Source organism: Streptomyces sp. NPDC093018 (genome assembly GCF_040684035.1).
Lineage (GTDB): Bacteria > Actinomycetota > Actinomycetes > Streptomycetales > Streptomycetaceae > Streptomyces > Streptomyces murinus.
The window spans coordinates 201610-217022 of sequence record NZ_JBFBFF010000001.1 but is presented as its reverse complement, the minus strand read 5'-3'; the positions used below and the strand labels follow the sequence as shown (position 1 = coordinate 217022).

Annotated in this window: 7 protein-coding genes; 5 read left to right on the top strand and 2 right to left on the bottom strand. The window is 74.6% G+C overall.

Translation table 11 applies throughout. The features are described from left to right. Positions 1 to 5: 5 nt before the first annotated feature. From AB0N90_RS00865 to AB0N90_RS00845, 5 genes are all read left to right on the top strand, one after another. Complete coding sequence (locus AB0N90_RS00865; RefSeq protein WP_365192123.1) at positions 6 to 860, top strand: DUF4132 domain-containing protein; 855 nt, start codon at positions 6 to 8, stop codon at positions 858 to 860. Then, positions 857 to 5851, top strand: a complete 4995-nt coding sequence (locus AB0N90_RS00860; RefSeq protein WP_365192122.1) for a hypothetical protein — start codon at positions 857 to 859, stop codon at positions 5849 to 5851. The genes AB0N90_RS00865 and AB0N90_RS00860 overlap by 4 nt, the downstream gene beginning before the upstream one ends. A 181-nt stretch (positions 5852 to 6032) precedes the next feature. Continuing rightward, positions 6033 to 7202: an AAA family ATPase gene (locus AB0N90_RS00855; RefSeq protein WP_365192121.1), complete on the top strand. Its 1170-nt coding sequence runs from the start codon at positions 6033 to 6035 to the stop codon at positions 7200 to 7202. A 5-nt stretch (positions 7203 to 7207) separates the two neighbouring features. Continuing rightward, complete coding sequence (locus AB0N90_RS00850) at positions 7208 to 10804, top strand: DUF5682 family protein (protein WP_365192120.1); 3597 nt, start codon at positions 7208 to 7210, stop codon at positions 10802 to 10804. Next, positions 10801 to 12534, top strand: coding sequence for a hypothetical protein (locus AB0N90_RS00845; RefSeq protein WP_365192119.1), 1734 nt, complete (start codon positions 10801 to 10803; stop codon positions 12532 to 12534). The genes AB0N90_RS00850 and AB0N90_RS00845 overlap by 4 nt, the downstream gene beginning before the upstream one ends. A gap of 97 nt (positions 12535 to 12631) precedes the next feature. Here AB0N90_RS00845 and AB0N90_RS00840 read toward each other — a convergent pair whose 3' ends face one another. Further along, positions 12632 to 13936: a glycoside hydrolase family 3 N-terminal domain-containing protein gene (locus AB0N90_RS00840; protein ID WP_365192118.1), complete on the bottom strand. Its 1305-nt coding sequence runs from the start codon at positions 13934 to 13936 to the stop codon at positions 12632 to 12634. 215 nt (positions 13937 to 14151) lie between these two features. Beyond that, positions 14152 to 15147 carry a hypothetical protein gene (locus AB0N90_RS00835; protein ID WP_365192117.1) on the bottom strand — a complete coding sequence of 332 codons (996 nt, stop codon included), beginning with the start codon at positions 15145 to 15147 and terminating at the stop codon, positions 14152 to 14154. Positions 15148 to 15413 lie beyond the last annotated feature (266 nt).

Below are 15413 nucleotides of genomic sequence, written 5' to 3'. Positions count from 1 at the left end.
CACGTATGGGGTGGGTGTCGGCCGGTGACTACGAGGTCGCCCTCGACGGCAAGAAGGTGGTGTGCCGCAACGCGTCCGGGCGGTTGTTGAAGTCGGTGCCACCGAAGATCGCTGACGATCCCGCGGTCGTCGGTCTGAAGCAGCTCGTCGAGTGGCTGGAGCGGCATGAGGCGCAGTGCCTGGCCGATGCCGAGCGGTGGATGATCCGCTCGCTGCCGGTGCCGCTGGCCCTCCTCACTGGCGTATGGCCGGATCCCGCCTGGCAGTCGGCGCTGCGCGACCTCGTGGTCACCGGCGCGGACGGCGCGGTCGCCGGATTCCTGCGCGACGCCGACCCCGAGCGCGGTCTCGGCCTGGTGGACCTCGACGGCGACACCGTCCGCATCGCCCCCGAGCTGGTGCACATCCCGCACCCCGTGCTCCTCGAAGACCTGGAGGAGCTGCGGGAGTTCGCCGTGGAGCTGGGTGTCGAACAGCGCGCCCAGCAGCTGTTCCGCGAGGTCTGGCATTGCCCGGCCGTCCTGGATGCCAAGGCGACGCAGATCGAGGAGTACGCGGGCGGTGTCTTCAAGGAGCTGCGCTTCCTGCACGGCCGTACCGCCCAGCTCGGCTACCGCGTGCGTGGTGGCCACGCGGTGTGCTCCGTGGTGGAGGACGGCCGCGCCGTCGAGGCCCGCGTGTGGATCGGTGACTACGACGGCTACGCGCGGACCGAGACCGGCCCGCTGGCCTGGTCCGAGCCGGGCGGCCGGGTGCTGAGGCTCGATCAGGTCGGGCCGGTGGCCTGGTCGGAGGGCATGCGCATGGCGGCGGCGCTGTACGCGGGGCGGGACATCGAGGACGAGGAGCGGGCGGCATGACGTACGACGAGAAGACGGTCACCGCGCTGCTGGACGCCGGGGCCGTGCTGCCGCCCGGGAGCACCGCCCGCGAGGACGCCGACCGTCTGACGGTGCGCACGTACACGCATCCCGCGCTGGACGGGCGCCGGGTGGTGCGGCTGGTGCCGGGCACGCTGGGCGAGGCCGAGGACCTGGCGCTGGAGTTCCTGGGTCTGGCCCGGGAGCCCGAGTCGCCCGTGGTCGGGCAGGTGCGCCGGGAGACGCTGGGCTTCCCGGCCTGGGCGCTGGTAAACGACCCGGCGAACGGCCATCACGCGCTCGCCCTGGTGAAGGACGTCGAACGGCTCGCCCGGCAGGCCAAGTCCCGTCCGGGCGCCGCCAAGGAGGGCTTCGAGGCGCTGGGCGAGCGGCTGGGGCGTGCGGTGCCGCACTTCCTGCCGACGTTCTACGAGCAGGCCGCGCGGGTCTTCCTGGGACACGAGAACACCACGTACGCGGCGGCGTTCTTCGGCAAGGCCCGCGAGGCCGAGCGGGTGCACGCGCTGGCGGTGGACGAGGAGCGGCGGCGCGCGGTGTTCCTGGAGTTCGCCTTCGCCGGGGCGCTGACCGTCAAGGCCCTCAAGGAGTATGTGAAGGATCTCGCCACCCGGCTCGAACCGGCGGCGGCCTGGGCGCAGTTCCGGCAGCTGACGGTGGAGCGCTGCGCCGCCGGTATGCCGCCGTACGCCTCGCTGCCGCAGGACGCGCGCGGGCTGATCAAGGCGGCGGGCCTGGACCGGGTGACGGAGGAGTGCGCTCTGGTCGCCGACCTGATCGCCTCCCCGGCCGCGGTGCGCGCGCCCCGGTCCTTCTGGACCGCCTACCGCGCGGTGCTGCCGGTCCTCGCCGGGCGTCGGCCCGAGACGCGGATCCGGCTGCTGGAGATCATGCCGGCCGGGCTCGGCCGGGATGTCGAGGACGACGAGTTCTGGCTCGCGCTGCTCGCGGAGACGGGGGCCGAGCGGCTGCTGACGGAGCCCGCCGAGGCCGCGGCGCACGGGGTCGATCCGGCGGACTGGCTGAGCCGTTGGGCGTCCTTCCGCAAGCACGGCGGGTCGTTCTCCCTGCGCTCGCCGGGCACCCTCGCGCTGGTCCGGCGGATGACCCCGGGGCTGCTCGCCGCGGGGCGCCCGGTGGCCCTGTTCGCGGGCGGCTGGCAAGCGGGCGCGGACCTGGACCTGCTCGACCTGTGTCTGACGGAGGGCATCGCGCTCACGGTGCCGGGCGGCGGCGAGCGGATGTTCCTGCCGCTGCCCAACTGGCTGACGGACACCCGTGAGGGCGCGCGCGACCTGGCGGCGGTGGCGGCCGACCCACGGCTGCGGCGCCTGCTGCACACCGCCCTGGGCCAGATCGGCGGTCACGCGCGCGCCACGGAGATGCTGCGGACGCTCGCCGGGCACCCTGTCCTGTCCGAGGTGCTGCGGGAGTGGCTGGACGAGGCCGCCGACGACTTCACGGACGCGGTGGGTCTGCCCGGCGCCGGCCACGCGCTGTCCCGGCTGCACGCCTTCCGGACGATCGCCCCCGAGGTCAGCCCCGGGGCCGTGGCCCGGATCGCCGCCCACCCGACGGCGCCGCTGCTGACGCGTACGCTGCGCGCCGGAATCCTGGACGAACTGGGCTGGCCCGCCCTGGAGGAGGCGCTGGCCGTGCTGGACGCGCAGACCCGCGTCCAGGGGCCCGGCCATCGGCAGACCGACTCGATCGCCGTGTACGAGGCATGGCCGGCGCTGATCGTCGCGCGCGGCCACAAGGCGCTCGTGGTCGGGCCGCAGGGGGTGCTCCTGGACCACGAGCTGCGGCTGCCGCACGACCCGGACCGCTGGCAGCAGCCCCGATTCCGTTACGTGGACGGCGAGTTGCTCGTCATGTGGCGGCAGGGCAGCAAGCAGTACGGCTACTGGTCGTCCCGGCCGGCCGATGTCTTCGAGCTCGGCGGCGAGCAGCTGCCCTCCTGGTGGAACCCGAACGAGACGATCGTCCCCTCCCTCCCGCTGCCAGGCGGCGGCCGTGCGAGCGGCGGCAAGGCGCTGCACGCCGGTGACACGGTCCTGCCGCCGACCCGGAGCCTCCTCGGTGACGGCAGCACCCTGTGGCGCCGGGGCAGGGACGGCCGGCGCACGGTGTGGCTGGAGTACGACCCGGCCACCGGGACGCACGGCCGCGCCTCCCTGCCCGCCCTGCTGCGCGCGGGCATCCGCGAGGACGCCGAGCTGCTCACGGAACGCTGCGAGGTGCTGCCCCTGCAACCCGGCCTGGAGGACAGCCCGTTCGGCACCGACGGCACGGTGCTCGGACGCTGGGTGCGCATGGAGGGCGAGGGCGACGGCAAGCTGCGGACGGCGGGCACGCCGGACGGGCGGACCGTCTCGATGGCGGCGGCCGCGACCCAGCCGGACGGCATTCCGGTGGGCGCGCTGCGGCTGCCGGGCGGCGCCGAGCCGGTCGTCGTGGAGCAGTACCGCGGCATCGGGCTGATGACCCCGGGCGGCGCCGGGCACAGTCCCGGTGAGCTGGGGCGGGTGTCGCCCCAGGGTCCGGGCGGGGAGTTCGCCGCGGGCACCCGGTTCGTGCCCCCGCTGTCCTTCTGGCACGCGTTGCGCCCGCGCGACGTCCAGGGCTCTGCCGTGCTGCGCGCCCTGACCGACGAACCGGTCGCCGAGATGCTGCGCGTGGCCGCCGAGGCGCTGGCGAAGCGGCAGGAGGAGCTGTCCCGCGCCGGGGACGACGAGCAGGCCAGGGCCGCCGTGCCGAGCGCCGACCAGGTCGTCCGGCAGATCGTGGCCGACGCCCTGCCGGGGCTGACCGACGCCCGGCTGCTCATCGGTGTCGCCGCGCTGGTCAGGTCGACACTGCGTATCGCCGACTCGGCGACCGCCTTCGCCCGTCCCCCGCAGGAACGGCCCCGGCTGCCGCGCAACCGGACCGAGGGCATGTTCGCCGACTACCGCCCCACGCACGGCGACGACCACAGCGTGTACGCGGCCGTGTCCGGGCTCGGCCCCCTCCAGGGCTGGTGGCGGCAGGAGGTGTGGCACGCGCTGCGTCAGATCCGCGCGGTGAACCAGGTGCTGTCCGGCCGCCCTGCCGACGGCACCCCGCTGCCCGGCCGGGAGCGGCTCGGCGCCCTCACGGACGGCTGGGAGAGCGAGGAGTTCACCGTCCCGGGCATCGGCATGGTGTGGCCGCAGGTGCTGGGCAGGCTGCGCGCGCTGGCCTACCGGGCCGCGTCGCCCGCCCTGACCGAGGCCCGGCGGGAGCCGCTGCTCCTGCTGTTCGAGGCGCTCGCCGAAGGACCGCTCGCCGAGGCCGGCGGCACCCTCCGCCAGCTGGTGCTCGGCGAACCGCACGACAAGCAGCAGCGCGCCGGCCAGGTGCTGCGCCGCGCCGGCCGCACCGTCGTGATCCTCGGCTGCGAGAACGTCGACACTCGCCAAGGCCGCGTCAACTGGCTGGCGCTGGACCACGATCCGAGCGGCGCGTTCGGCGCGGTCGCCCACTTCACGCTGGACCAGGAGGTGCGGTACGACACCACGATCACCGGCGAGGACCTGGCCGCGCTGACCCGCCTGGTCCGGGAGAAGGGCGCCGCGCCCTGGACGGCGGGGGCACCCGAGGCGCTGGTCGCGGCGAGCGGCGGCGGTCTCGGCCCCACGCAGGCCGCCGTCCTGCTCGCCGGGCAGCCGCAGGACATCGACGCCGAGGGCCTGGCGGTGATCGGACTCAAGCCCAAGCAGCGGGAGTTCGGCGACGCGCTGCTGCACGGCCTCGGCTCGGAGCCGCGCACGGAGCTGCTGGGCGCGCTGCTGCCCCGCGACCCGGCCGGCCTGTGGACGACCGGCCCGGACACGGCGGCCGCGGGCCGGGTGTGGGCCGAGCGGCTCGGCTCGCTGGTCCGGGTGCCCGAGGACATCAGGACCGAGCTGACCGGGCTCCCCGTCGGATACGCCGAGGAGGTGCTCAACCCGTCCCGTACCCCATGGCTGAGCCGCACCACGGTCCTGCGGCCGGACAAGGACGGCGAGCTCGTCCCCGAGGACCCGTCGGCGATGCCCTCCGGACACGATCTGGTGAACGCCGTCGACGGGCTCGCCTCCCTCGCCTACGGCCTGCCGCACGGCCACCCGCTGCGCGCCGCGCTCCCGGCCGGGCTCGCCGCCGTACGCCGGCGGCTGACCGACCCCGGGCTGATACTCGGCCTCGGCGTCGAGCGGACGGAGAAGGGCGCCCCGACCGCGACCGCGCTGCGCAAGGCGTACGGGCTGCCCGCGACCGGCGGCGCCGACGCGCACGGACTGACCCGGGTGGGCGAGGCGATCGTGCTGCGCCCCTGGTACCAGGACGTGGAGACGGTCCTGATCCGGCCGGCCGGACTCGACGGGCCCGACGACGCCGTGTTCGGGCTGCTGGCGGGGCTGGTCGGACCGTACCAGGGGCGTCCGCTGCAGGCCGTACGCACGCTGCTCGGCGAGGAGTTGGGCAGCGCGGTCGACGCCGAGGGGGCTCCGGGGTACGCGCAGGACCCGACGGTCGGTGTGCCCGCGCTGGTCGCCGAGGTGGCCGAGACGTACGGGCTGGGCGAGGACGCGGCCGCGCTCTACCTCCAGTTGCTCGCCCTGCCCGACCCGACGGACCGCAACTGCGCCCGCTGGACCGGTTGGCGTCCGGCCCGGCTGAAGAAGGCCCGCGCCGAACTGGCCGCGACGGACCTGGTGGTCGAGGCCAGGCGCCCGCGCGCCGGACGGACGTTGTTCCTGCCGTGCGGCTGGCGCGACCTGGGTTCTCCCGCGCTGCCGCTGGAGACCTGGAAGGAGTCCCTGTACCCGGTGCCGCCGCACCGGCGCGCGGTACCGCTGCTCCCGGTCCCCGAACTGTTCGCCCGGGCCTGGAACCGCGTCCGGACGGGCGACGCCCCGGCGTACGAGGAGCTCACGACACGGGCGACGCGGAAGGGGAGGCGCCGGTGAGGAACGGGGGCGGGGAGGCGGCCGGGGGGTGGTTCTCCGGCGGTGCCGTGCACGATTCCGGGCGCGCCCGCACCCTCCCCCGCCGCCCCGCCCCCGATTCCGTCCGTACCACTGACCGCTCCCCTTCCCCTCGCGCCTCCGTTCCTCTTCCCACCCGCACCCCCTCGAAGGACTCCCTCCGATGACGACCGTCCTCGTTCCCGACACCACCCGACAGATCGTTCCGCCCGAGGACCGGTACGCCACCGAGCTGGCGTTCCTCGCGGCTCACGATGCCGGTCCGCGGCCGCCCGCCTGGCGGCTCACGCCCCGGGCCGTGGTCACGTTCGTGATGGGCAGCGGCGGGCAGCCGCTGCGGCTGCCCGAGGACGCCGCGGTGCCGGACGGGGTGCCCCGGCGGCTGGAGATCGGCGGCAAGTTCGTCGGCGACCGCGCGCTGGTGGAGCGGTGTGTCGTCACGCTCGCCGGGGAGCGGGGCCTGCTGCTCGTCGGCGAGCCCGGCACCGCCAAGTCCATGCTGTCGGAGCTGCTGTCCGCCGCCGTGTGCGGAACCAGCGGGCTGGTCGTGCAGGGCACGGCGGGTACGACGGAGGACCAGCTGAAGTACGGCTGGAACTACGCCCTGTTGCTCGCGCAGGGCCCCAGCAGGACCGCGCTGGTGCCCTCGCCGGTGCTCACCGCGATGGGCCGGGGCGCGGTGGCCCGTGTCGAGGAGGTCACCCGGTGCCTGCCCGAGGTGCAGGACGCCCTGGTGTCGCTGCTGTCGGAGCGGCGCATCGCGATCCCCGAACTGGCGGGCGGCGAGGACGCGTTGGCGCACGCGGCACCGGGCTTCACCCTCATCGCCACCGCCAACCTGCGGGACAAGGGCGTCTCCGAGATGTCGGCCGCGCTCAAGCGCCGCTTCAACTTCGAGACGGTCGGGCCCATCGCGGACCTCGACGCGGAGACCGCGCTGGTCCGTGGCCAGGCCCGGGCTTCGGTGGAGCGGGCGGGCGCGCCCTTCCAGGTCGACGACGCGGTCCTGGAGGCCCTGGTCACCGTGTTCCGCGACCTCAGGGAGGGGCGTTCCGCGGAGGGCTGGGAGGTGGAGCGGCCGTCCACGGTGATGAGCACCGCGGAGGCCGTCTCCGTGGCGGGCGCGCTGGGTCTTGCCGCCGCGTACTTCCCCGGCGACCGTGACGTCCTCGGGCTGCTGCCGGGGCATCTGCTCGGTGTCGTACGCAAGGACGATCCGGCGGACGCGGCCCGGCTGCGCGGCTACTGGGACGGCCCGGTCCGGCGCCGCGCCGAACAGGGCTCCGCCACCTGGCGCACCCTGTGGGACCTGCGCACGGTCCTGGAGGGCTGAGGACGGTGCGGTACGACACCCCGGACGCGGCCGTCGCCGCCCTGACCGACCCGTCGGCGCCCTACCTCATCGGCGTACGCCATCACGCGCCCTCGCTGGCCGCGGCCGTGCCCGAACTGCTGGACGCGGCCGCGCCGGACGTGCTCCTGGTGGAACTCCCCGCCGAGCTGGAGGAGTGGCTGCCCTGGCTCGCCCATGAGGACACCCGCGCCCCGGTCGCCCTCGCCGCCGCACCGGCGACCGGGGCGGACGGCACGGCGACCAGGGCGGGCGGCCCGGCGACCGGGGCGAGCGGCCCGGCGTTCTACCCCTTCGCCGACTTCTCCCCCGAACTCGCGGCTGTGCGGTGGGCGGCGCGGCGCGGGACACCGGTCCTCGCGTGCGATCTGCCGCTGGCGGACCGGGCGTGGGCGGGGGCACCGGACGCGGACGGACCGACGGCCGGTCGGGGCTCGTCCGGGGCCCCGCGGCCGCCCACCGGCACAGACCGGCCGGGGATCGCCGCCGCGCTGCGCTCCCGTCTCACCGGTCGCCCGGGGGACGATCTGTGGGACCGGTTGGTTGAGGCGGCCGCGCCCGGTTCATCGCCGGAGGCGCTGCGGCGGGCCGCGTTGCTGACGGGGTGGGCGCTGCGGCAGGAGGCGGTGGCCTCGGGCGGGGTGCCGGTGCTGGATCTGCGGCGGGAGCGGTGGATGCGGGCGTGTCTGGCGCGGGCCACGGCGCACGGGGAGCGTGCGGCGGTCGTGGTCGGCGCGTTCCACGCCCCGGCGCTGTCGGCACCGGCGGCCGGCGACGACGACACGAGCACCGCCACCACGCCCGAGAAGACCTCGGCCTGGTCGACGTCCCTCATCCCCTACACCTACGCCCTTCTGGACGCACGTTCCGGCTACCCGGCCGGGATCCGCGACCCGGAGTGGCAGCACCTGGGGCTGGACGCGGCCGGTGACCCGGCGGCCCTCAAGGACGCGCTGACCGGTGCCGCCGTACGGATCTGCGCCGAGCTGCGGGCGTTGGGGCATCCGTCCGGGCCCGCCGACGCCCGCGAGATCGCGCGGCTCGCCGGTGATCTGGCCCGGCTGCGGGACCTGCCCGCGGCGGGCCGTGGCGAACTGGTCGAGGCGGTGCAGACGGTACTGACCCAGGGCGAGCCGTACGGCCGGGGGCGGGCCGTGGCGAGGGCCATGGAGAAGGTGCTCGTCGGGACCCGTACCGGGCGGCCCGCGCCGGACGCGCCGCGCAGCGGCCTCGCCCCCGCGGTGGAGGCCGAGCTGCTCGCGCTGAATCTGCCCGGTCCCGCCGATCCGGCCCCCGGCACCGCCCAGGACCTGCGCCTCGACCCGCTCCGCTCCGATCTGGACCGGCGCCGCGAACTTCTGCTGCGCCGCCTCGCGGTGTGCTCGGTGCCGTACGCCGAGCCGAAGGCGGTGACCGCCGCGGGCGGCGCCGACGCGCTGACCTCGCGCTGGGAGGTGCGCTGGACCCCGGCCACGGCGGCCATGCTGAGCGTGGCCGGCATCCGCGGGGTCACCCCGGCCCAGGCCGCCGAGGGCGTGCTGCGGGAGCGGCGGCGCCAGGAGCGGGACGCGGGCGGACCCACGGCCGCGCAGATCCTGCGGGGCCTGGAGGAGGCGGCCGAGTGCGGCCTGGCCGCCCTCGCCGACGAGCGCCTCACCGAGACCGCCGACATACTCCCGGGCACCGCCACCCTGCCCGAACTCCTCGCCGGGCTCGCCCTGTCGGACCGGCTGCGGGCCGGGCACATCCCGGGACTGGAGGCGGCCGAGGAGCGCACCGGGCGCGCGGCGGCCGTCGCCGAGGCCCTGACCACCGCCGCCGTACGGCAGCTCGACGGGCTCACCGGAGCCGAGGACCCGGCCGACGCCCGCGCCCTGGTGGAACTCGCCCAGCGCGCCGACCGGTTGGGCGGCATCCGGCTCGGGGACGCGCTGGCCCGGCTGGCGGCCGACGGTTCCCCGCTGATGCGCGGCGCCGCCGGGGCCGTACGGGTGCTGCTGGGGCAGGAGGAGGCGCGAGCGTTCGGCGATCGCGTGGCCTCCTGGGTGGACGGCGCCGGGGACCCGGAGTCCCGTACGGCGCTCACCGCCCGGCTGGCCGGTCTGCTGACCGCGGCAGGACCGCTGCTCGAATCGGCGGCGCCCGCGCTGGAACCGCTGCTCGACCGGGTGGCGGAGTTGTCCGACCGCGACTTCCTCGACCGGCTTCCGGCCCTGCGCGGCGGCTTCGACACCCTCAGCCCGGCCGCCCGCGAACGGCTCCTGTCCACCGTCGAGGAACGCCTGGACGGCGAACGCCCCTCCGGCACCGGGGACATCGACCCGACGGCCCTGGCCCGCTGGACCGGCGCCGACCTGGCGGCCCGCGAGGCGCTGGCCGCGCTGGGCCTGCTGCCGACGGGCCGGTCCGAGGAGGACGGCAGCACCGAGGACCCCGGGGACGGCGTCGTCAAGCCCGCCGCGCCGACGGTGTCCGCCCCCACCCTCGCCCCCGCCGACCGCTGGCGCCTCCTTCTGGGCCGCCGGAGCAGCCGACTTCCCGCCGCCGCCCGCTCGTTGGCGACCGCGCTGGACGAGCTGTACGGCCAGGGGCGCGGCGAGGGCAGCCGGGGCGACATGGCGGGGCGGGGACGCGGCGGGCGCGAGGCGCCGTACCCCGGTGCCCGGGAGTGGTCCGAGGAGCTGGCCGCGCTGTTCGGGCCAGGCATCCGGGAGGAGGTGCTGGCGGCCGCGGCCGCCGCGGGGCGGCGGGACGTGCTCGCGGAGCTGGACCCGGACACCGTACGGCCCTCCGTGGACCTGCTGCGCTCGGTGCTGCGGCACGCGGGCGGGCTGCCGGAGGCCCGGCTGGCGGCGCTGCGTCCGCTGGTACGGCGGCTGGTCGAGGCGCTGACCCGGCAGCTGGCGACCCGGCTTCGGCCCGCGCTGCACGGCACCGCCCTGCCCCGGCCCAGCCGGCGCCCCGGTGGCGGCCTGGATCTTCCCCGCACCCTGCGGGCGAACCTGGCCACCGCCCGCCGCCGCCCGGACGGCACGGTCCTCGTCATCCCCGAACGCCCCGTCTTCCGCAGCCGTGCGCGGCGTGCGGCCGACTGGCGGCTGGTGCTGGTCACCGACGTGTCCGGGTCCATGGAGGCGTCCACGATCTGGGCGGCGCTCACCGCCTCGGTGCTGGCCGGGGTGCCCACGCTGTCCACGCATTTCCTGGCGTTCTCCACCGAGGTGATGGATCTGACCGGCCATGTCGAGGATCCGCTGTCGCTGCTGCTGGAGGTCCAGGTCGGCGGCGGCACCCATATCGCGGCCGGGCTGCGCCACGCGCGCGAGCTGGTCACGGTGCCCTCGCGCACCCTCGTCGTGGTCATCAGCGACTTCGAGGAGGGCTATCCGCTCGGCGGGCTGCTCGCCGAGGTCCGCGCCCTGGTCGGCGCCGGCTGCCACGTCCTGGGCTGCGCGAGCCTCGACGACTCGGGCCGCCCGCGCTACTCGACCGGTGTCGCGGGCCAGTTGGTCGCCGCGGGCATGCCGGTGGCCGCCCTCAGTCCGCTCGAACTCGCCCGCTGGGTAGGGGAGAAGATCGCATGAGCCCGCAACTGCCCCCGGTCGCACCGGCCGTGACCGCCGAACTCGTCGCGGCGCTCTCACCCCGGTTGCGCAAGCGCCTCGACTCCGGCATCACCAAGCTGGCGGACCGGCCCGTGGTCCGCGACGGCGCTGTCGTACGCATCGCCGTGGACGACGACACCGACCTCGAACTGCACGCCCCGGACGGCGCGGTGAGGGGGACGGATGCCGTGCGCTGCGGCTGTCTGCTGGCCCCGGACTGCCTGCACCGCGCCGCGGCCGCTTCCCTGGCTCCGGTCGCAAAGGACATCAACTCCCCTGCCGGGCCGGACGATCCGGCCACGGAGGAGGACGCGGCTCAGGCCCCCGAGACGGCCTCGCCGGAGCAGCGCGCCGCCGTCCGCGCCGTACAACTGGCCACGTCCGCCGTGCTGGAGGCCGGTACGGACGGGGCGGGCGCCGTGCTCCAGGCGGAGTTGCTGCGCGCCGCGCACACCGCGCGGCTCGCGGGTCTGCACCGGGCCGCGGCCACGGCCGTCTCCGTGGTCACCGCCCTGCGCGCCGCCCGCGCGGCCGATCCGGCGTACCACCTGACCGATCTCGTCGCCGGTCTCTGCGACGTGCTCTCCGTGGCCCACCGCCTGCCGGGCGCGTCCGGCGGCGAACTGACCGCGCTGCGCGGCACCGCGCGGCAGCCCTACCGCCCGGACGGTTCGCTGCGCCTGTACGGCCTGTTCTCCGAGCCGGTGCTCACCGCGAGCGGCTACGCGGGCGCGGTGACCTGGACCGCCGACGCGGAGGGCCGGCTGTACCAGGTGTCCGACGTGGCCCCGGGCGGCGCCGGGCGGGCGGTGGGCGCGGCCGACCGCGCCGTGCGGATCGGCGACACCGCGCTGACTCATCGTGAACTGGCCCGCGCCGGACTCGCGGTGTCGGGCGCCACCGTCTCCCCGACGGGCCGGCTCGGGGCGGGCACGGGGGTACGGGCCGTACGAGCCCCCGGCGCCGGCTGGCAGGAGGAGCCGGTGGCCCGGCTCTGGGCGGAGCCGGTGTCCGACCAGATCGCCCGCGCCCTGGCCGGTGGCCGTGACCTGCTGTTCCTGGACGTCATCCTCACCGGAACCGCGACGGAGGCGGCGGGCGACTGCCTCCTCGCCGACTGCGCCGGCGTGCCCCTGCGGCTGACGGCGGCGCACGACGACCCCGCGCTCCCCCATCGCGACAATCTGCGCCTGCTGTCCGCCGCCCGTGGCGCCCGGCTCCGCGTCGTGGCCCGGCTCACCCCGGCCCCGCACCCCCGGGCCCAGCTGCTGGCCGCCGAGCATCCGTCGCGGGCCGACACTCGTCTCGACATTGGCCTGGACCGGCTCCAGGGCGCCGACGTGCCCACGCCCGCGGCGGCCCCGTCCGGATCCGTACCTGTACCCGTACCCGCCCCCGTCTCCGCCTCCGACGAGGCGCCGATCCACCTGCTGCGGCGCCGCGTCCATCAGGCGGTCTCGGGCGGCCGCCCGGTCCTCGCCCTTCCCGGCGACACCCGAGCGGATGTCCGGCACCTGCGCCGGTCCGGGCTCGCGACGGCGGCCGAACTCCTCACGGATCTGCACTCCGCCGCAGCGGACCGTGCCCATGACGTCTTCGGCCGCCTGCGCCCCACCGACCCCGACCGCTTCGCCCGCGCCTGGCTGGCCGCGGCCCACTACACGAGTGAACTGGACCGCGCGCTGTGCCTGGCCGCGTGGACGTCCTGACCACGCCACGCGGCCGACCCGGGCCTCAGGGCCTCAGGGCCTCAGGGCCTCAGGGCCTCAGGGCCTCAGGGCCTCAGGGCCTCAGGGCCTCAGGGCCTCAACCGCATTGGAGCAGGCCCGCGTTGTGCTTGGCGTCGAGTATCCGGCGCACGCTGTCGTCGATCTTGGCCCGGTAGGAGGCGTCCTGCCCCATCCGGGTCTGGATGGCCTGCGCCATCGCGGGTATGACATCCGGTCGCACGGTGAGGATCATGTCCCCGCCGGCCGAGGTGAAGTTCAGCGCCCGCTGGGCGGGGGTGAAGGACCGTACGGCGACCGCGTTCCCGATGTCGTCCGAGATGACCACGCCCTTGAAGCCCATCTGGCCGCGCAGCAGTTGGCCGATGACGGTCGGCGAGAAGGCCGCGATGTGCTGGGCGTCGATCTTGTTGTAGGTGGCCGACGAGACCATCACGAAGGGCGACCCGGCCTGGATCCCGGACTTGAACGGGTCGAGGCTGGCACTGGTGCTGGTCGTCACCGAGTCCACGACATTGGCGGTGGTGTCGGTGTTGCCGATCACCTGGCCCAGCCCGGGGAAGTGCTTGAGCGTGGTCATCACGCCCGACTGCTTGAAGCCCGCGGCGAAGGCACCGGTGTGGGAAGTCACGGGGCCCGGGGTATTGCCGTACTCGCGCTGGAAGGAGCCGATGGGGATGTTGCGGGTGCCCAGCGAGGCGGGGACCACGTCGGCGACCGGTGCCAGGTTCAGATCGACCCCGGCGCGCTTGAGCTGCTGGGCCCAGATGGCGGCCTCGGCGCGCAGCATCGTGGTCGACTTCTTGCCCTGGGTCACCCCATTGGGCATGGCCGAGAAGCCGGGGCCGTTGAGCACCTGTACCTTGCCGCCCTCCTGGTCGGTCGCCACCACCAGGCCGACCTGCTTGCCACCGACCCGGTCCGCCTGGCCCCGGAACCCGTCGACGATCTTCCGGGTCGCGGCCGTACCGGCGGAGCTGCGGCCGGTCAGCATGACGGAGCCCACGTGGTTGTCCCGCAGGATGCGCAGCTGGGCCTGGTCCGGCTTGGCCGCGTTGATGCCGCCCATGAAGAGCTGTCCGACCCGCTGAGCCGTGGTCATACCGGCCAGGGTCTGATCGGTGCAGGAGGTGGCGGTCGCCATCGGGGCGGTGTGCGCGGTGGCCGTGCCGGTGCCGGTACCGGCAGGGCTCGGCGTCGGGCTCGTGGCGCCCGGGGTCGGTGTGCCCTGGGTGGCGGCGGTGTTTCGGAGGGAGGTCGTGGTCGCCCCGGGCGTGACCGATGCCCCGCAGCCGGCGACGGCGAGCGCCAGAGTGGTCAGCGGAACCCCGGTGCGCAGGGCTGTGCGGCGGCTCCTGGGCCGCTGCCGGACGCGTATTCTCATGCTTCCTCTCCCGGCCTGGACGGACCGGGGCTGCCGCGTACTGCGCAACCACTTCTGTCGCGGCGAGCCCGGCTTGCTGCGTCCACCACACCGTACGTGATTGAGCATTTGTTCGCCCCATGACGGAGGTACGCGAGCACGGGCGTCAGCGAGGCGTGCGGAAGTCGGCCATGGCTGGTCAGCCTCGCCGACTTCCGCACGCCTCCAGGAACCGGTCAGGAGCCGTAGCGCTTGGTCACCACCAACTTCGTACCCGCGAGGTCCGCTCCTACCGGCGCCTCGGCCCACTCAGCGAGCAGTAGTGGTTTCTCGTTCACGGACTTCAGCAAGTGGGCGATCTCCTCGGCGCTCGGTTCAACCCGAAGAGCACAGCAGATCACGGAGCTCCCCGTCGCACTGGTGTGGTCTTCGTACGCTTCATCGGGGTCGTCCGGCTCCCAACGTCCGATCTCGATCTCCCAGGAAGCGTCGGCATCGCCGGGTTCTGGTGCTTGGACCGTCAGGTAGAAACCGTCAGAGTCATACGGCTCCGCGAAGATGACACTGCCGGCATCGTCCAGTGACGCCAACATCCCGTCGACCCTGGAGTGTGCTGCGACCAGCACCCGGAGGTCAGCGGCGGCCTTCTCCCGTTCCTCCGGTGTGAAGTCTGCTTCACGACGATCGAATTGCTCACGCGTCTCATCACTCAGCGTATCCATATCGTCGTCGTACTGCACAAAAGGACGGCCGAACTCCCAATCGCGTTCGATCTCCGGCTCGTCCTCCGAGGAAGTCCCTGAGTATTCGGCGAGTGCCGCACGCAACTCGCTTTCTTCCAGCTCGAGTTCGGAATGGATCGCCCTACTGACCGCTTCGGGCACCGTCAGCAAGGCACTGTCCAAATCGTCGAGCGCCTGGTGAAGCCGTAGGCAGACATACTCGTACCACAGGCTATGGGCACCGGTGAGCAGAGCGGCTCGGGCAGCAGCGTCGGTCAGCGCCGCAAGGTGCTTGTGCGGGTAGGCGTGCACACGCCGCTCGCGGCGGTCGTGGACGCTGACAGGGACGGTGACGAAAGCGGAGATCCGATTGAGAGCGTCGACGATCGGAGCCGCGAGGCGCGCGTCGCCAAGACTCGTCACGGTCTTGGATACGACGCCATCCGCACTCTGATAGGTCGCCAGAATCTGAGACTTACCGCGATTGGCATGCTGAGAGTAGATGGTCAAGGAAACGCCTCTCGCCCATCCTGTAGACGACAGCCGGACAGGAGGGGTAATGGGTGCGTAGGAGTGTGGAAGGAGGTGGTGGCGAGGGCGTGTTCCGACGCTCCATACCTCAACATGACCGGAGGTGGCCCAGGTACTGTCCCAGGCTCCATTCCTGCCCGCAGGCTAGACGGATGCCCCGCCGACCGCAAGTGGATTGTCGTAACCGCTCGGGTCGGAAGGACGCCGGAGCGATGGAAGTGAACTGCGCCCAGGAGACGTTGGGC